The 18,867-nt window shown below is 60.7% G+C and carries 13 protein-coding genes and 1 tRNA gene; 6 read left to right on the forward strand and 8 right to left on the reverse strand.

What is annotated here, in order from left to right:
* Positions 1-4: 4 nt before the first annotated feature.
* The 3 genes from ACR3XE_RS00125 to ACR3XE_RS00135 form a co-directional block, all read right to left on the reverse strand.
* Positions 5-2,368, reverse strand: coding sequence for a sensor histidine kinase (locus ACR3XE_RS00125; protein ID WP_473699573.1), 2,364 nt, complete (start codon positions 2,366-2,368; stop codon positions 5-7).
* 183 nt (positions 2,369-2,551) lie between these two features.
* Complete coding sequence (ahcY, locus tag ACR3XE_RS00130; RefSeq protein WP_473699572.1) at positions 2,552-3,958, reverse strand: adenosylhomocysteinase; 1,407 nt, start codon at positions 3,956-3,958, stop codon at positions 2,552-2,554.
* A gap of 177 nt (positions 3,959-4,135) precedes the next feature.
* Positions 4,136-4,699, reverse strand: coding sequence for a YqgE/AlgH family protein (locus ACR3XE_RS00135; RefSeq protein ID WP_473699571.1), 564 nt, complete (start codon positions 4,697-4,699; stop codon positions 4,136-4,138).
* A gap of 133 nt (positions 4,700-4,832) precedes the next feature.
* Between ACR3XE_RS00135 and ACR3XE_RS00140 the strand changes: the two genes are divergently transcribed.
* From ACR3XE_RS00140 to ACR3XE_RS00155, 4 genes are all read left to right on the forward strand, one after another.
* Entirely contained in the window at positions 4,833-5,315 is a 483-nt protein-coding gene (locus tag ACR3XE_RS00140; protein WP_473699570.1) for a peroxiredoxin, read from the forward strand.
* 146 nt (positions 5,316-5,461) lie between these two features.
* A complete protein-coding gene (locus ACR3XE_RS00145; protein ID WP_473699569.1) occupies positions 5,462-7,015 on the forward strand; it encodes a DUF1963 domain-containing protein in 1,554 nt (517 codons plus the stop codon).
* Positions 7,016-7,120: 105 nt separating this feature from the next.
* Positions 7,121-7,843: an acetoacetyl-CoA reductase gene (gene phbB / locus ACR3XE_RS00150; RefSeq protein WP_473699568.1), complete on the forward strand. Its 723-nt coding sequence runs from the start codon at positions 7,121-7,123 to the stop codon at positions 7,841-7,843.
* 111 nt (positions 7,844-7,954) lie between these two features.
* Entirely contained in the window at positions 7,955-8,200 is a 246-nt protein-coding gene (locus ACR3XE_RS00155; RefSeq protein WP_473699567.1) for a ribbon-helix-helix domain-containing protein, read from the forward strand.
* Here the strand turns inward: ACR3XE_RS00155 and ACR3XE_RS00160 are convergent.
* The 3 genes from ACR3XE_RS00160 to ACR3XE_RS00170 form a co-directional block, all read right to left on the reverse strand.
* Positions 8,197-9,069 (reverse strand): ATP-grasp domain-containing protein, encoded by an 873-nt coding sequence (locus tag ACR3XE_RS00160; protein WP_473699566.1) that lies wholly within the window; start codon positions 9,067-9,069, stop codon positions 8,197-8,199. The genes ACR3XE_RS00155 and ACR3XE_RS00160 overlap by 4 nt on opposite strands.
* A 5-nt stretch (positions 9,070-9,074) precedes the next feature.
* Positions 9,075-13,787, reverse strand: a complete 4,713-nt coding sequence (locus tag ACR3XE_RS00165) for an NAD-glutamate dehydrogenase (RefSeq protein ID WP_486185818.1) — start codon at positions 13,785-13,787, stop codon at positions 9,075-9,077.
* Positions 13,788-13,989: 202 nt separating this feature from the next.
* Entirely contained in the window at positions 13,990-15,387 is a 1,398-nt protein-coding gene (locus ACR3XE_RS00170) for a PAS domain-containing protein (protein ID WP_473699564.1), read from the reverse strand.
* Positions 15,388-15,589: 202 nt separating this feature from the next.
* Here ACR3XE_RS00170 and ACR3XE_RS00175 point away from each other — a divergent pair.
* Together ACR3XE_RS00175 and ACR3XE_RS00180 are read left to right on the forward strand one after the other, a co-directional pair.
* A tRNA-Thr gene (locus tag ACR3XE_RS00175) sits at positions 15,590-15,665 on the forward strand.
* Positions 15,666-15,827: 162 nt separating this feature from the next.
* Positions 15,828-16,667 carry a tyrosine-type recombinase/integrase gene (locus ACR3XE_RS00180; protein ID WP_473699563.1) on the forward strand — a complete coding sequence of 280 codons (840 nt, stop codon included), beginning with the start codon at positions 15,828-15,830 and terminating at the stop codon, positions 16,665-16,667.
* Positions 16,668-16,969: 302 nt separating this feature from the next.
* Here the strand turns inward: ACR3XE_RS00180 and ACR3XE_RS00185 are convergent, their stop codons facing one another.
* Together ACR3XE_RS00185 and ACR3XE_RS00190 are read right to left on the reverse strand one after the other, a co-directional pair.
* The gene (locus ACR3XE_RS00185; RefSeq protein WP_473699562.1) at positions 16,970-17,206 is read right to left on the reverse strand and encodes a transposase; all 237 of its coding nucleotides are present in this window, start codon (positions 17,204-17,206) and stop codon (positions 16,970-16,972) included.
* 459 nt (positions 17,207-17,665) lie between these two features.
* A complete protein-coding gene (locus ACR3XE_RS00190) occupies positions 17,666-18,865 on the reverse strand; it encodes a thiolase family protein (RefSeq protein ID WP_473699561.1) in 1,200 nt (399 codons plus the stop codon).
* Between the last annotated feature and the right edge of the window lie 2 nt (positions 18,866-18,867).

The following is an 18,867-nucleotide window of genomic DNA, read 5'->3' on the forward strand; positions in this document are numbered from 1 at the left end:
ACGATCATTCGCCGCGCGGCAGGCTGACGCGAACCAGCGTGCCCTGACCCTTTTCGCTAATCACTTCCATCGCGCCGCCATGCGCGGCCACAAGCTGGGTCGCGAGCGCAAGGCCGATGCCGCCACTCGACGTGCCCGCCTGATGCCCCTTGGTGATCGCGGCAATGGCGTCGGGCATACCCGGCCCATTGTCCGATACGATGATATCCACGCCTTTTTCGTCACTGTTGGCGTGCAGGAGCACACGGCCGCCGGTGCGGCGACTGGGGGCGGTGTAACGGATGGCATTGTCGAGCAACTGCGCGACCAGACGCGACAGGCGTACAGCGTCACCACCAATCGTCCCCAATGTATCCGGCAGCTCGCCGACCAGATCGATGTTTTCGGTGCTGGCATGGGTTTGCATTTCGGCCAGTGCGTCGATGAGCAGCGTGCGGACGTCGACGGTCTGGCGCTCGATCACCAAAGTCCCCGCCTCGCCCTGTGCGAGGTCGAGGACATTATCGATCTGACGCCCCAGCACCGCCACCGAATCCATGATCGCATCGACATAGGTCTGCGCCTTGTCGCCCAGCTTTCCGGCATAGCCCGCCTGCAACATTTCCCCAAAGCCGCCGATGGAGGTGAGCGGCGTGCGCAATTCATAGCTCATCCGCGACAGGAAAGCGGTCTTGACCTTGTCCGCCGCCTCCAGCGCCTCGTTGCGTTCGCGCAGCGCCGATTCCATCCGCCGGCTGTCGGTGACGTCGAGCATGATCAGCAACGCATTGCCGTCGGGCAAGGGAATCGCCGCAAAGTCGAAATTGCGATCATCCTTGAACAATATTTGTCCGCTGCGTTGCTGGCGTTCGAGCGTCGCAGAGCGGATGACCTCTTGGACAATGCTCACCGAATTGGGCTTGGCCAGCCGGTCGGCAAGCCCGCCCATCAGTTCATCAACGCGCGGGTGGGCCGCTAAAATATGTTCAGCGACCACCCACAGGCGGCGGAAGCGCTGGTTCCACAGGTGCAGGCGGCCATCGGGCGCAAACACCGCCACCGCCTCAAACAAATTATCAAAGGTTGCGGTGCGGACGCGCAGCAAGGTGTCACGCGTCGAGGCCAGTTGCACTTGCTCGGTGCGATCCTCGACGATCAACAGCAAGCCGCCATCGGGCGTCGGCTGGGCAACAAGGCGCAAATGGGTGCCGTCGCGCAACAGCCAATCCTCTTCGCTTGCCTCTGGCCGCGCAAACCAGTTGATATGGGCTTTGCGCCATTCGGGGAAATCGCGCACCTCTGGCGTGCGCTCGGCGGTGCGCCATGAATCGAGCATATGCGCGAAAGCGGGCGCTTCGGCGACATCAGACGGTTCCAGCGCAAACAGGCGGCGGAATGGCTGGTTGGCAAAGGCCAAAGTCTGGTCGGGACCGAATTGGGCGACGGCCGCCGACATACGGTCGAGCAGTTCGCGCTGTGTCTCGGCAAAGCGGCGGTGGGCACCGCGCTCCGTTTCAAGTTCCTGAACGTCGATGGCATAGCCAGCGATACCGATTGCAAAGCTACCCTCTTGTTTGAGCGGGACATCGACGACGCGCATCATCTGTCGTTCCCCCGCCACCGTTACAGGAACGACACGCGCCTGCGCCGACCCGGCCTCAAGCGCCCGATGTGCCGCATCAACAACTGTAATTCCCGCGACCGTTTCCAGCAATTCAATGCCCTGTTCGATGACTTGATCGGCGCTGTCCGCTTCCACCGCCTTGACATAAGCCTGATTAACCAGCGCCAGACGCATTTCGGCATCGCGAAACCACATCGGGAAGGGCGCAGCCTCGACCAGACCTGACAAAGCCTCGAACGCCGCCACTGCCTCGTCTCGGTCACGGCGCATGGACATCAATAGTTTCTGGCTGTCGGTAGCGTCGCTAAGCCACAGCAACACCGTGCCCGACCCGCCGACACCTGGCGGGGCAGGAGCGCCATAGACAATCAATTGGCGCGCTCCGCCCTGAGGACGAAGCGTAAGAGTGAACGGTTTGGCCCCGCGCTGGGCGCCCAAAATTGCCTGTCGCAGTTGGTCGTGCTGAGCGGCATCAAGCCCGGTGGCCACGCCCCGCCATTCATCAAAACTGCCTGGGGTTGTCTCGAGCCCCAACCAGCTGCCGAGCCGCGCGCCCGCCTCTACGCGCCAATCGCCGCGAATGACCACCGGCAAATGCGGCGACGCCTCTATCAGGCCGGTCAGACGATCGGTTTGTCCGGCGACAAAGGCCGCCCGACGCTGCATCGCGACCCCGCGCGCCAGCGCCCAAATCGCCAGCAACAGCCACAAAGCCGCAAAGCCGCCGAGGCCAAACAGCATCAAGGGGGAAAGCGCCGTGCTCATCCCTGGAATTTCACTTGATTATGAGGCGTCAGCGCATGTGCCATGACCGTCTGCCCTATAGGCGAAGCGGTCATGTTTCAATCGCATGTCCACACAACCGCCGCGTGCGCCCTTCCGGTGGGCGCAGCGGCGGCAGGGATTTCACTTGGGTCATAGCGAAGACGAGCTTCGCCAAGCCACCGATCAATAGCGATAATGATCGGGCTTGAACGGGCCTTCGACCGGCACGCCGATATAATCGGCCTGCTTTTTGGTCAGCTTCGACAGTTTCACACCCAGCTTGTCGAGGTGAAGCGCGGCGACCTTTTCATCGAGATGCTTGGGCAGGACATAGACTTCATTCTTATAGTCATCGCCCTTGGTCCACAATTCGATCTGCGCCAGCACTTGATTGGTGAAGCTGGAGGACATCACGAACGACGGGTGGCCGGTGGCGCAGCCGAGGTTCACGAGACGACCCTTGGCGAGCACAAGTATCTGTTTGCCATCGGGGAATTCGACCAGATCGGTGCCGGGCTTGACCTCGGTCCATTTATAATTGGCGAGGCCAGCAATCTGGATCTCGCTGTCAAAGTGGCCGATGTTACAGACGATCGCCATATTCTTCATCGCCGCCATATGTTCGGCGGTGATGACGTCGGCATTGCCCGTTGCGGTGCAGAAAATATCGGCGCGGGTGACGGCTTCGTCCATCGTGACGACTTCAAAGCCCTCCATCGCGGCCTGCAGCGCGCAGATCGGGTCAACTTCGGTCACCATCACGCGGGCGCCGCCGTTGCGAAGGCTCTGCGCCGATCCCTTGCCGACATCGCCAAAGCCGGCGACACAGGCGACCTTGCCCGCAAGCATCACGTCGGTGGCGCGGCGGATCGCGTCAACGAGGCTTTCCTTACAGCCATAAAGATTGTCGAATTTCGACTTGGTGACGCTGTCGTTGACGTTGATGGCGGGGAAGGGCAGCTCGCCCTTCTTAGCAATTTCGTATAGGCGGTGAACGCCGGTCGTGGTTTCTTCGGACACACCCTTCAGCGCCTTGACCGTTTTGGTCAGATAGCCGGGGTTGGCGGCGACAAAGGCTTTGAGTGCGCGCTGGAATTCGACTTCTTCTTCATTCTCGGGCGGCGAAAATTCCTGGCCAGCCTCAAGCTTTGCGCCCCACAGCGCGAACATGGTGGCGTCTCCGCCATCGTCGAGAATGATGTTCGAGGTGGTGTCACCCCAGTTAAAGATGCGCCCGACATAGTCCCAATAATCGGCGAGGCTTTCGCCCTTCACGGCGAACACCGGAATGTCCTGCGCGGCGATCGCTGCGGCGGCATGATCCTGGGTCGAGAAGATGTTGCAGGTTGCCCAACGCACTTCGGCACCGAGCGCGACCAGCGTTTCGATGAGCACGGCGGTCTGAATCGTCATGTGCAGCGACCCGACGATGCGAGCGCCCTTCAGCGGCTTCGATGCGCCAAATTCCTCACGCAGCGCCATCAGGCCCGGCATTTCGATTTCGGCGATGTTGATTTCTTTGCGTCCGAAATCGGCCAGCCCAATATCAGCAATCACATAGTCACGGGTGTCGGCGGCGAGTGTGGCCACAATATTTCTCCTGTCAGGCGGCGTGCAGCAGAAAGCCGGCCGCGTAATTATGTTGCGCCGCCTAGCCTAAGTTGCCGACTCAATCAAATATAAACTTTTCTTTATATCACGCCATAAGGGCGGCCTGCCGCGTTTGATATCTGCAAAGGTCAGACGCAAGCTAGCGTTTGCCGAAGCTTAGGCTGCACCACCGGTGGCGGTGAGGAGGCGGGCGTCGATACCCGCTTCGGCATAGGCGGCTTCCCACCGTTCCTCCGCCGGTTTCTCGAACAAAAGCGTATCGCTGCCCGGGGTGACGTGCCAGCCATGGCGGACCATTTCATCTTCCAACTGCCCCGACTCCCACCCGGCATAGCCGAGCGCGACCAGCCATTGTGCTGGCCCCTCACCCTGCCCGATGGCGCGCAGCACATCGTGCGAACTCGACAGCATCCAACGCTCAGAAATCTGCGCCGCCGCCTCGCCATCCCAATCATGGCTGTGGATCACAAAGCCGCGGCTCGGCTCGACCGGCCCGCCAAGATAGACGGGGTCGTCAAGCGGATCGTCATGCGCAATGTCAAGCTGGTCGAGCACCGCGCCGACTGTCATGCCGACGATCGGATCGGCGATGGCAATGCCCATCGCGCCCTCTTCATCATGGCTCATCATCGCGATCACCGCATGTTCAAAACGCGAATCGCCGATGCCGGGCAGCGCCAGCAACAATTGGCCCGTGAACCAGGAGGGATCGGTTTCCATAGTCACATCATGCCGCACACTGCCCCTCCGGTCTAGGGTCAGGCTCTAGTTTTTCCGCCGTTGGGCGCTTGACAGAAGCCAGCTTCGTCCCAATCTCAATCCCATCCCCATTCCCTCAACAAAGGACGATGCCATGACCATCAAAACCGGAGACAAGCTGCCTGAAACTACACTGGTAAAAGCGACCGACAAAGGACCGGAACAGGTTGGCACCGCCGATTTTTTCAAAGGTCGTAAGGTTGCGCTTTTTTCAGTGCCCGGTGCTTTTACACCGACTTGCTCGGCCAAACATCTGCCGGGCTTCGTCGATAAGGCCGGAGACTTGAAAGCCAAAGGCATCGACGAGATTGCCTGCACCGCCGTCAACGACGCCTTTGTCATGGGCGCCTGGGGCAAGAACGCCAACGCGGGCGAAACCGTTACCATGCTCGCCGATGGCAATGGCGACTTTGCAGAGGCGGTTGGCCTGACGATGGACGGCAAGGCATTCGGCATGGGCACGCGCGGCCAGCGTTATTCGATGATCGTCAATGACGGCGTCGTCGAACAGCTGAACATCGAAGCCCCGGGCGAATTCCGCGTTTCGAGCGCCGACCATATGCTCGAGCAGCTCTAAACCATTCCATATGGGCGGCGTCGGCCACACCCCGCGCCGCCCGTAACTTTCAGTGTGCCCTAACCTTGTTGCAAGGTTTATAGTTTATAGCACGGCCAACAGGTAAGACGCGCGGGCACCCGCCCGCCGATTACGGAGGCCGCAACATGAATCAGGTCCAATCAGCAGCTTTGATGCTGCTCGGAGCCACAGTCGCATTGGCGCTGCTCGGCTGGTTCGTCTGGCAGCGGCGGCGACAGCCCGCTCAGGCTTCGGCACCCAAAATGGCGGTCGAAAGCAGGCTCCCGCGATTTTCAAGAAAAAGTCGCGAAGTCGAACCCGAAATCGAGATGACGCCCGAGCGACTGGCGCGGATCAGCGGCAAACGCCCAATCGACACGTGCGTCGATGACGAAGCGGAAGCGGACAAAGAGATCGCAGCAGAAGCTTCTGAGCTGCCAGAGCCTTCAGAACTGGACGCCAGGCTGGAAACGGCAGCGACCAAGATCGTGGGGCAAGTCGACGCGATAGAGGCCGACAGTGCGACAGAAGAGCTTTCGTCAGTGACCGCAGTCGCAGCAACCTTCACCCTGTGCCTGACTCCGCAAATCCCGATCAGCGATGGCGAAACCGCGAGCAGCTGGCTGGGCGGACGTCCACGGCTTTCAGAGGGGGCAGCTTGGCCGCAGATCGGGGACGAAGCGGGCGATTTTCTGGCCCAGATATCCTGCGCCGACCTGCCCGACGATCTGTGGGCGGATGTGAGTCCCGACACGGGCTGGCTGGCCCTTTTTGTCCATCCGCACCGCGATGATGTGCAAGTCCTGCATGTCCCGACACGCGGCGCCCCGATGGAACCACCGCGTGCGATTGATGCGGATGGCGGTCGGTTGGCCCCGCATGGCATAGCCTTTGACAGCGACCTGATGCGCTTTGCCCGCCCGGCCTTTCCCGAATGGCCTGTCGATCTGGTCCCCATCACTGGCGACAATATCGATATCGATCCGCAAGCTGAAACACTTGGCTCGGCAGCGCAGGATTTATTCGAGAGCGGCTATGACATTGCCAACCCCGCCTTCCATCCTTTTGACTGGGGCAGCATGTTGGCGATGGTTGCCATCTTGGAACAGCGCCTTGCCGTCATTACGCTGCAAGATAATGAATCAACATTCGCCGACACGAACGAAAGCCTCGCCGCCGCCATCACAATGAACCGTGAGGCCCGCGCGCGCGCCGAAGAGATTATCGCCATTGTCCGTGAGACCGCCGAGACCGAGGATTTCTCGCCCACGGATGCGGCCGCTGTGATGGACGCGTTACAGGCTATTCGCTGGACCAAGCTTGGTTTTGACGCGACGGACAGCAAAGTCCTGCCGCTCACCGAGCATCATCGCGATGCCGACCTGTGGGTCCATGATTATCAGCAGATCCATTTTGACCATGCCAAACATGCCTATTGCGCCGGAGCGCCGGTACTATCGGCAGCAGCGCGCGCGCATTACGAGCCGCTGTGGCAGGAGCTGGCCGCGCACGAGAGGGCGAGCATCGGCACCGCCATACTGGCCACCGGTGACGGATCTGACACCGTGCGTATCGAATTTCCAACGAGCGGGCTGATGAGCTGGCGCTTTGGCGACGAAGCAAAGCTGGTGCTGACGCTGCACAAGAACGCGCTGGCAGCGCGCGATTTTGACAGCGTGCAGGCGCAGGTCTGCGACTGACCACGCCGGTCTGAATAGCAACGCAATTGACGTGCCGGTCAACTTGCGATGCGTCCGCCATCTGCCTAAGCCATTCCCAATGAATGATTTGGGAGAGTCGAACTTATGGCACGCATTGCAATTGTCACCGGCGGCAGCCGCGGTATCGGCGAGGCGATCAGCCTCAAGCTGAAAGAAGCTGGCGTCACCGTCGTCGCCAACTATGCGGGGAATGACGAACGGGCAAAGGCCTTCACCGACCGCACCGGCATCGCCGCCTATAAATGGGACGTCGGCGACCATCAGGCCTGCATCGACGGATGCGCGCAGGTTTCCGCCGACGTCGGCCCGGTCGATATTGTCGTCAACAATGCGGGCATCACCCGCGACGGCACATTGTCGCGGATGAGCTATGACGACTGGCACGATGTGATGCGCGTCAATCTGGGCGGTTGTTTCAACATGGCCAAGGCTTGCTTTCCCGGCATGGTCGAACGCAAATGGGGGCGCATCGTCAATATCGGATCAATCAACGGGCAGGCTGGCCAATATGGTCAGGTCAATTATGCCGCTGCCAAATCGGGCATCCACGGCTTTACCAAGGCGCTGGCACAGGAAGGCGCGAAAAAGGGTGTGACGGTGAACGCCATCGCACCGGGCTATATCGACACCGACATGGTCGCCGCTGTGCCCGAAGCAGTGTTGGAAAAGATTGTCGCCAAAATTCCCGTCGGGCGTCTGGGTCAAGCCGATGAAATTGCCCGCGGCGTCGCATTTCTGTGCAGCGAAGATGCGGGGTTCGTGACCGGATCGACCATGAGCATCAACGGTGGTCAGCATATGTATTGAGTTTGGCTGCGCCCCGTCCGTTCGCAGAGAGCGGCGGCGGGATGCCACCACCTTTATGCAAGCCGTCAATCAGCCTCGACTCCATCCGGATTGACCGGCAAAAGGGCGTCGATGGCTAACCCTTCCCTTCCCTTTCTGCCGCCGATCAAACGGTCGGTGACGATTGCCGGACATGCAACGTCAATCAGCCTTGAACCGATGTTCTGGGACGCGCTCGAAGTCGCGGCAGCACGGCAGAACTTGCCGGTTAATGCACTGGTCGCCCGGATCGACGTTGCACGGATGGAGACGGACGACCCGCCGAACCTGACGTCGGCAATCCGTCAATGGCTGTGGCAAAACCGCGTCGCGGATTAACGGTCCGCAACCTCTTCGTCGGTCACCGCCGCCAACACCGCGCGCGCAAAGGCTTCACCGCTATCGGGCGCGAAGTTGAGGAAGAGCGAGGGTTCGATGAGTTCCAGCTCCATGATGTGGAGCCGGTCGCGATCATTGCTCACCATATCGACGCGCGCATAGACGGGCGGCGCAGGGCAGGCCGCGAGTGCGGCATTCGCCAGTTTAAGGGCTGCCGGGGTCGGCTCCCACCGGCCCTCGCGCCCGCCAAATTGATATTGCACCCGAAAATCACCCGCCGCCGGACGCTTGACGATGGCATGGCTGAACTGGCCGTCGAAAAAGAACAGCGAATATTCGCCGTCACTCTGTATCCCCGCCATCATCGGCTGGACCAGCATCCGTTGACCGGTCGCCGCGTCAGGCAGCGGGTCGCCACGCGACAACAAGATGGTGCCGTCTGCGCCGCCAGACACCGGCGGTTTGACCACCAGCCGGTCGCTGTCAAAAAAGATATGCGCCGCCGCAAGGTCGCTTGTCGCCAGCGCCTCGACATCCAGCGTCGGGACCACATCGACGCCCTTGGCCTGCAACTTCGCGAGATAGGATTTATCGCTGTTCCAGCGCAGAACCGGTACCGGATTGATGACCGGCAGGGCGGCCTTTTCCAGCCGGTCGAGCAGCGCATACCAATCGGCCACCTGCCGCTGATAGCCCCAAGCGAACAGGGGTAAAATCAGAGCGAAAGGGGCCAGATCACCGGGGTCTGTCCAAAGCCGTTGTTCCACCGAAAGCCCGACCGCCTCCAGCGCCCGCGCTTTCCGCGCAAAGGCCGGTTGCCAATCCTCTTCATAATCAGGCGTCGGTACCAAAATCGCAATCAAAGCCATTATAATCAGCGCGCGAGCAGCCCCCGCACTTGCCCGGCGAGGTGCGACAGCATCGCACCATTGGGGTTGGGTATCGTGCGCGCACGATCAACAACCGCGCGGAATTGCGCGACGCGCGGGGCGTTCTCGTCAAGCCATGCACTGACCGCCGCGTCGAGATCGTCGCCCGGCAGTTTGCCAAGGAAGACGAGCCGCATCTGTTGGAAATCGCGTGCCAGACTGTTGACGAGCAGCCGCTCCCACGGGTCCGCCGGGCTCATATGCGCGGCGAGTGTTTGTGCCCAGTCGAGTCCCAGCGCCTCGCCCAAATGGGTGAAGGCGCGCGTCACGGCAATTTCATCATCGCCGCGTCGTGCCGCCAGATCGACAAGACCAATCGCCCCGTCGAGCTTGAACAGGCGAACCACACCATGGGCCAATTCCTCTGGCGCACCCGCGTCGAGCAACTCTTGCGACAGCGCATCCCAGCGCAGGCGCACCGACTCGCTGAGCAGCGCGTCGACACCTGCGGTGAGCCGGTCCACACCCGGATCGAGCCTTGCGATAACCGGACCCGGCAACGTCCGTGTCGAGGTGATACGCAGGAAATCCGCCATTTGCGACGTCATTGCCGCGGCGGCTTGCGACAGCAGCGACAGGCGCGTTGCTTCGCCCATCTTGGCGGTGTCGAGCGCGTGCCACAATGTCGGCATATCCATCAACCGTTCGACCGCGACAAAAGCAGTGGCAATATCGCCGACCGCGCAGCCCTCTTCCTCGACCAGTTCAAACGGGTGGACAACGCCCAGCCGGTTGACGATGCGATTGGAGAGTTTGGTCGCAATAATCTCTCGCCGCAGTTGGTGGTCGGCAATGGCGACGCCAAAATCGCGCTGCATCTCGGTCGGGAATGCGGAGGCCAGATCGCTGGCCAGTGCAGGATCATCAGGCAGATTGCTCGCCTCGATCGCATCCTGTAACGCCAACTTGGCCGTCGACAACAGCACCGCCAGTTCGGGACGGGTCAGACCACGCCCTTCCTGCGACCGCCGCATCAACTCGTCATTCTCGGCCAGCCCTTCGACCTTGCGGTCAAGCCGTCGCGCCGATTCAAAGGTTTCCATCAGGCGAACCAGGGAAGGCACCGCCTCTGAACCACCCTTTTCTGCGATCGACAGTGCCAGCGCCTGCAGCCGGTTATCCTCGAGAACCAGCGCTGCAACATCGTCGGTCATGCGGACGAGCAAGGCATCGCGGTCCGCCTGAGACAATCGCCCCTCAGCCATTTCGCGATTGAGCGCGATCTTGATATTAACCTCATTATCCGAACAATCGACGCCCGCGCTATTGTCGATAAAGTCGGTGTTGATCCGCCCACCGCGCGCCGCAAAGGCAATGCGGCCGGCTTGAGTGACGCCCAGATTGGCGCCTTCGCCAATAGCGCGGACGCGCATCTCCTCGGCATCGACGCGGATCGCATCATTGGCGGGATCGCCGACTTCGGCATTATTCTGGCTCGCCGCCTTCATATATGTGCCGATGCCGCCGAACCACAGCAGGTCAAGCTGGGCGCGCAATATCGCCGACATCAGAGCGCCGGGTTCGATCTCATCAACGCTGAGGCCCAGCATCGCCTGCACTTGCGGGCTCAACGGAATGGTCTTTTGGGTTCGCGGGAATATCCCGCCGCCCTTGGAAATCAGTTTGGCGTCATAGTCGACCCAGCTTGAGCGCGGCAGGTTGAACAGGCGTTGCCGTTCCTTCCAGCTTTTCGCCGGATCGGGGTCGGGGTCGAGGAAGATGTGGCGATGATCAAAGGCGGCGACAAGCTGGATCGCCTTGCTGAGCAACATGCCGTTGCCGAACACATCGCCCGACATGTCGCCGCAACCGGCGACGCGGATCGTGTCGGTCTGCACATCGATGCCCAGTTCGGCAAAATGCCGCTGAACAGAGACCCACGCCCCTTTGGCGGTTATCCCCATCGCCTTATGGTCATAACCCTGCGACCCGCCGCTGGCGAACGCATCGCCAAGCCAGAAATCACGCTCCATCGCCAGCCCGTTGGCGACGTCGGAGAAGGTCGCGGTACCTTTGTCGGCGGCGACCACGAAATAGGGGTCTTCGCCGTCATGGATGACGACGTCGGACGGATGCACCACCGCGCCCGCGACCAGATTGTCGGTAATCGACAGCAAGGAGCGGATGAAAATACGATAACATTCGGTGCCTTCGGCGAACCAGGCATCGCGGTCATCGGCGGCATTGGGGAGCATTTTGGGATAGAAGCCGCCCTTTGCCCCGGTTGGAACGATCACGGCGTTCTTGACCCGCTGCGCCTTCATCAGCCCCAAAATTTCGGTGCGGAAATCATCGCGGCGGTCGGACCAGCGCAGCCCGCCACGCGCCACCGGTCCGGCGCGCAAATGGATGCCTTCGACCCGCGGGCTGTACACAAAGACTTCGCGCCACGGCAGCGGCTTGGGCAATCCCGGCACCTTGCTGCTATCCAGCTTGAACGCCAGCGCCTCCGCCGCCGCCGGAGCAAAGGCGTTGGTGCGAAGCGTCGCGCCGATTACGGCATGGAACAGCCGCAAAATCCGGTCGTCATCGATCGATTGAATCGCGGCGAAACCGGCCGAAATCTCCGAATCAAGATAGGCCGCGCGATCGGCGTCCTGCGTCGCCGGATCGTGCAGCGCGGCAAAACGTTCGACCATCGCAGCGGTCAGGTCTGGCGCGTTGCGCAATGCCGAAACGACCGTATCCATGCCATAGCTGGCACCACCCTGACGCAAATAGCGGAACCAGGCGCGCAGCCACACAATCGCGGTCGGATCGGTCTGCGATACCAATACCAGCTGGTTGAAGGCGTCATTCTCCGCACGTCCGTCCAGCACTGCGGCAATCGCTTCTTCGATCACCGGTCCATGTGCGAACAGCGCGGCCTCATCGACCGAGCCGGGAAGTTGCAGCGTGAAATCATGAATATAGGTCGGAGGAGTGTCGCCCTTGCGCGGCGCTTGTCCAGAATCAAGCGCGGTCGGAATCTCCTCCAGCACCTGAAACCCGAAATGTTCGAGCGCGGGGACAATGCCCGACAAGGCCATCGGGCCAACCGCGCTATAAACTTTCAGACGCAAATGGCCGTCTGGATCGTCGCTCTTGCGCGCCAGACGCACGCCGCGCGGATGGTCGGCATCCAGATCGCGCAGCCGCATGATGTCGCGCGCCGCCTCTTCCGGACCATATTGATTGCGATAATTGGGCGGGAAAAGCGGCGCAAAGCGCGCGGCCAGTGCCGGGCCCCTACTCTCTTCGCCGCGTGCGATCAGGGCGGCCTCAACCTCGGGCAGCCAGCCGCGCACCATATGTTCCAACTGGACATTCAGCGCCGCCGCATCGGGCAGCACCCCGCCGCTGCGCAAATCCAGCGTATAGCGAAGCAGCGCCGCGCCGCCATCTTCCAATACAATGGTCCAGCCAATGACACCGGCCCGCGCCTCGCGCGCCAACATGCGCTCGATCGCCAGCCGCCGTCCGGTCGAGACCTCGTCGCGTGGCAACCAGACAAAGACGAACAAGTGACGCCCAAGCGCGCCTTCGACCGTGACCAGCATCGGCCGCGGACGATCGGTAATCGACATCGACGTCAGCGCCAGCCGCTCAAGCGCCGCCGGATCGAAGGCCGCCAACAGATCGTGCGGCAATGCGGTCAGCGCGTGTGACAAGGCCTTGCCCGCATGGCCGCCGGGATCAAAACCGAATTTGTCCATCAGCGAGGCGAGTTGGGCGCGCAGCATCGGCACCGAATTCGGTCGCGCCGACAGCGCGGCGCTGGTCCACAAACCAGTATGGATCGACAGCCGCTCAATTGTTTTGCCTTTGTATATCGGCAAAATCACCAGATCGAGCAGGACGCGGCGGTGGACCGCCGACAACCGGTTTGATTTGATAAGCAACGGCGCTTTGCCGCCGTTCTCGAACCAGCGAAACGCCGCATCAAGCGCCGTCGCGGACAAAAGCGGCGACGCGCTCGATGCGCAAATCCCCAGTGCCTGATGGCTCGCGCCGTCGCTGCTGCGATGTTCATGCCCCAACTGGGTCAGCGCCCCTTCGATGAACCAGTTCAACAGGTCAGCGCCTTCGCCCTCGGCCCGCTCTTTGGCATCGGCGCGCATCGCATCCTGCATGGCAGGCCAGTCCGTCACTGCCGCCCGCACATCGGCCAGCGCCGCCTCTACACCGTCAATCAGCCGCCGACGCGCGCGCGCATCGCCGCGCTCAAGCTCCATATAAATAACCGATTCGCGCCCATCGCCTTTGGCTGGCCGCGCCGACGCCGACTGCAACGCTCCGCCCGAATCGCGCTTCGCCGCAACCACAGGGTGAAGAATGCGCTCGATGACCAATCCCTGCGCGACGACCGCCTGCGATGTCGAATCGACCAGAAAGGGCATATCGTCATTGATAACCGCCAGCCGCATCCGCCGCGTCGCACCGTCACTCGCCATCGCCTCGAGTAGCAAGGACGGCGTCCCCGGCTTACGCATCAAAGAGGCGCGCGCGGCAAATTCACCCGCACTTTTCAGCGCTTCGCTATCAAGTCCATCCTCTTCGCCGGGCAATGCGCTGCCGTGCAGCGCCTCGGCATAGGCGGCCTGAAGCTCCGCCGGGACAACCGGACGAGCTGTATCAGTCAATTTGGATTGACGTTTTGCTTTTGAATTTTGGGGCATAAATGGCGGCATCCCGAGGCAAATCGGCAGGCCGTCCATGCTGCTATTCAGCCAGCCCGCTCGCTATGGCCCTCTATGCGCCCACGACGACGGCGGCTCAAGAGGCTGCAGCCCTGCTGTGTAAAATAATTTCAATTTTGGGTTTGAGTGTTACGTCGTTGCGACAGGTCGATCAAACCAGTCGGTGTGCGAACGCATCACATCAGAATGGGTTGGCCTTGTGCACGACCTTGCCAAGCAACGCAGCATCAACCTCGGCATGGGCCACGACCCCGATATGACCGTCCATCATCCGCCGTGCGAGCAACACGACAAATTCGGCATCGCCCGCATCATACTCCATGATGACAGCCGGCTGTGCATCGCGCAGCGCGGTCAGCTTGGCCTCAAGCTTTTCGTCGGCTTTTGCTGCCTCACCCGCGGGTTTGCGACGCGCGCGTTCGGCCCGCACCAGGGCTTTGAGGCCGCCCGGATAGCTTTCAAGATAGGCGCCCAACGCACCGCGCGACAGTCCGGCCTCGCGGGCATGGCCCAGCACACAGGCATATTCTGCCAGCCGCGTTTTGTCATATTTGGCACCAAAGACCAACTTGACCACCGGGGTCATCGGCGCGCGATCCTGTGCCTTCAGCCCCGCATCGTCGAGCAGTTCGGCAAAAGCATCGGGTTGGTCCTCGGCGGCAAGGGCAAAATCCCACGCCTTGCCAACCGCCTGATATAGCGCGTTGCGGCTGCGGCTGTCGGCGGCTTGGGCGCGTTCGGCGGTTTCACGCGCCAGCGCCAGCCAGTCGGCCAACTCGGCGCTGTCGTCGAGTGGTGCTTCGGGCTCGAATGAGGCCTCGGGCTCAACAACTGCTGCTGGCCCGGCACTTTTGAACCCCGAAGCCACGATGGCGTCAAGGGCCGACGACAGGTGATTCTCGTCCGGCGCATCGCCGTCATCTAGGGCAGCAAAGCCCGGACCCGCTTCTACATCAAGATGTTCCGAATCGGGGCCATCGGCCCAAACCGGGGCCGGTGCCGAAAGCGGCGGAGCGCTACGCAGCGCCTGTTCGACCGACAATTGCAGTTCCTCCGCCTGCGCGGTGGATGCGGCCTCTTTCCAATTGATCACGCCAAGAATGAAATCAATCGTGTCGTCGTCCGACGAAAAGGGCAATAAGATGCCGCGATACATGATCGTGACGCCGTTATCGTTGACGAATTCGGCTTCAAAACCGATCGGCGCGCGGTTGGCGATAATCTGAAGATAATGGTCGGTCAGCCGCGACAGCAGCGAACGCCCGGGGATCTGGTTGATGTAATGAACTTCGTCGTCGATGCCGGATTCGGCGCGGAGCCGTTCGCCCAGAAAGGCGATACCCGGATTTTCAATACCGGCCGTAAAATCAAGCAAAACAGCGTTGGTACCGAAATCATCGAGCTGATCGAGGTCAAGGTCTTCGACCGACGGATAGGCCCGATCTTCCAACAAGGCGGCCCAGAAATTGTATGCGCGCACCTGCATACGGCGTTCGTCGATGCCGACAGTCGGCGGCGCTTCAATAGCGCCGTCATCCTGGTCGTGGCCGCCGGAGAGCAGTCCGCGCATGCTGTCCATCAAATATCCCCAATCGCCATAATCAACGCTCTCAATACGCCCGCAATGGTAAAGGCCACGTAAATGATGGACAGGCGGGCGGAGCGCGGGACACGGGACACGGGACACGGGATAGGACAGCCCCAAACACGCACAGTCACCCCCCCGTGCAGCAATGCCGCTTGCCCAAAGCCCCTCACCTTGCTAACGGCCCCGCCGGAACGCCGCTTTAGCTCAGATGGTAGAGCACATCATTCGTAATGATGGGGCCAGAGGTTCGAGTCCTCTAAGCGGCACCAGTACTTCTTCCAAAAATGTCTCAGATCGTTGATATTCTACCGGTTTCCGGCCATAATGGCCGAAGCCGATGTCTCGCTTTGTTCCAAGAAATGCCCCCAGATTTCACAACTTTTGGGGCAGCGTTTCGGGGGCACGGCGACCAGAAAGAAGGCGATGCCCCAATGACCCTCAAAGTCGCTCAGATATCTGCGTTGACGCCCTCCGACCGTCCCTATCGCAAATTTGATGGCAGAGGCCTTTACATCGAGGTTCGCCCTAGCGGGTCAAAACTTTGGTATTTCAAGTACCGATTCCTCACTTCGGAGAAGCGTCTGGCTCTTGGCGCATTTCCTCAGGTGCGGCTCGCGGAGGCACGGGAAAAGTGTGAAGAGGCCCGCCGTCTAATAAGGGCAGGGGAAGATCCTTCACACAAACGCAAGATGAAGAAGATCAAGGCTCGGTTATCTGCCGACAACAGCTTTAATTCCGTAGCCGAGGACTTCATTGCTGTCAGGTTTGTGGCCAGCGGGAAGGCCGAAGCTACGATCGATAAGGCGCGTTGGTTCCTGTCCCATCTGACACCAAGCATCGGTGGTCGGCCTATCGATTCCATCGAACCCGCCGAAGTTCTTGTCGCTTTGAAGAAAGTCGAACGCGCCGGGAAACATGAGACGGCCGTTCGCACTCGCGCATTCGCAAGCCGCGTGTTCCGCCATGGCGTAGCGATGGCGCTATGTAAGCATGACCCCGCGGCGTTACTCGGGGACGCGTTGGCCACGCCGAAGGTTACGCATCATGCCGCGGCGCTCGAACCGCATAAGCTCGGGGAAGTGCTGCGGACGATCGACGGATATGGAGGAGGGGCGATCGTGAAAATTGCCGTGCAACTGCTGCCCCACGTATTCCTTCGCCCCGGCGAACTTCGCTTTGGACGATGGGCCGAGGTCGATTGGGAAGATGCCGTCTGGCGGATACCGGCGGAGCGGACCAAGCTACGACGACTCCACAGTGTGCCGCTGTAGCGGCAGTCCTTGGCTCTCCTGGAGAAGCTGCGCAAGCATTCGGGCTGGGACGACTTCATGTGCCCGAGTGAGCGCTCGCATCTCAAACCCATAGCTGCCTAGGCTCAGACTATACTGCTCCCGGATATGAGCCAGCGTCCGTGCGGGAACGCTGGCTGATCGGCCGCATGCGCCAGGAACGATAGCCACAGGGGCTGATCTGCATCACCCGGCAGTTCGTCTCCACCGGCCATATATGGCGCCAGCTCTCCACGAACGCGAGCCTCACGGCCGCTGGCTCGCGAAGAACTGCGTGGCCTTTTTTAGGATATCCCTCTCCTCCTTGAGGATCCGGTTCTCCAGGCGAGGCCGTTCATTCTCGCGGGCCAAATCTGCTTGGCTAGCGCGGCCACCAAATCAGCTGGCCGATACTGCGACACCCACTTGCCCAACGTCGACAGGCCGACACCCAAATCCGGTGCCACACGCCGCCGCGACAATCCACTGGTCAGCGCAATCCGCACAGCCTCGCGTTTGTACTCTTCTGTATGCTTCTTCATCTCGTCGGTCTCCTTGATCGAGTGTTAAACTCTCAAGTGACCGGCGCAAATCCGGTACAAGTCCAAATGAAGCCGTATGATATGAATAGAGATCGGGAAACGAACCATTACCTAAAAATTATTTAGTACCAGTGGTTGTGCCATGTTTGTAAATCAAATTTCCCTTTGAAAATAAATACAAATTGTTATCAATTATTATTGAGTCCTCTTCTGACACAAACTCTCTATTAGCTGCGCAGACCGTCCTATTTCGAGGCCTATTTAGTCCGCGATTTTTAGCAACGTTTGATTGAACGGAAGCTAGGCACAACCCGCTCACAGCAGGCGAAACAGCTTGTCCAATATCTCACGCGTGTTGACACACTGAGTGGGAAAATAGCGTAGTCAAAGAGAAGTCATTGTAACTTTTCACACCGATTTGCCGCGAAATGCAGAGGATGGCGGCAGCGAACCTGAGCGTCAGGATGGGAGTTCGAACAACCCCGCTGCCCCCATGCCCCCGGCGGTGCACATTGATGCAACGACCCAGCGAGCTCCCCGACGACGGCCTTCCAGCAGTGCATGGCCGACCTGTCGGCTGCCGGTCATGCCGAAAGGATGCCCCAGCGCAATCGCACCGCCGTTCACGTTAAGTAATTCCGGGTCGATCCCAAGCGTATCGCGGCAATACAGGCACTGGCTCGCAAAAGCCTCGTTGATCTCCCATAGATCGATATCGCCGACCTCCAGCCCCGCGCGCTTGAGCAGCTTGGGGATAGCGAGAACCGGGCCAATTCCCATCTCATCCGGCGCGCATCCGACGGCTTGGAAGCCGCGATAGATACCAAGGATATCGCGACCCTCGGCCTGTGCAGTCGCGCGGTCCATCAGTACCTGGGCTGAGGCACCGTCAGACAACTGGCTCGCATTGCCTGCCGTGACATGTTGCCCCTGAGTGATCTGTTCACCGTCGCGGAAAACGGGCTTGAGCTGACTGAGCCGGTCCACGCTCGTATCGGCGCGCACGCCTTCGTCGCGGGTGACCGTAACCATTTCTTCCCCAATGACCTTCCCTGCCTTGTCGCGCACTTCGCGAGTGACTGTGATCGGCACAATCTCTTCCGCGAAAGCACCGCTCTTCACCGCTCGCGCCGCGCGTCGGTGGCTATCTGCTGCGAACTCGTCCTGCGCCTCGCGAGAAACGCCGTAGCGTTCGGCCACAACCTCTGCAGTTTCGATCATCGCCATGTAGGCATGCGGCTGCTGGGTGATCACCGATTCATTGCGCACAGGCAGCGGGGCTTGCGGAATCGCCAGGCTGATGCTTTCCATACCGCCCGCAAGGCATACGTCACAATCGCCCGCCATGATCGAGCGTGCGGCAATCGCCACTGCCGACAGGCCTGATCCGCATTTTCGGTCCATCGTAATGGCCGGAATCGCGATAGGAAGTCCGGAGGCGAATATGCTCATCCGCCCTAGGTTCGATCCTTGCGATCCGTGTTGCAACGCGGTGCCGAAATAGAGGTCGTCGATCCGTTCGGGATCTATCCCTGCGCGTTCGACAGCGGCGCGCAGCACATGGCCGCCCAGAACTGGCGCCTCAGTCGCGTTAAACGAGCCCTTCGTTGAACGGCCAATAGCCGTACGGGCAGTGGCGACTATGGCCGCTTCGCGCATCT

Source organism: Sphingopyxis sp. 10G20-10 (genome assembly GCF_057365075.1).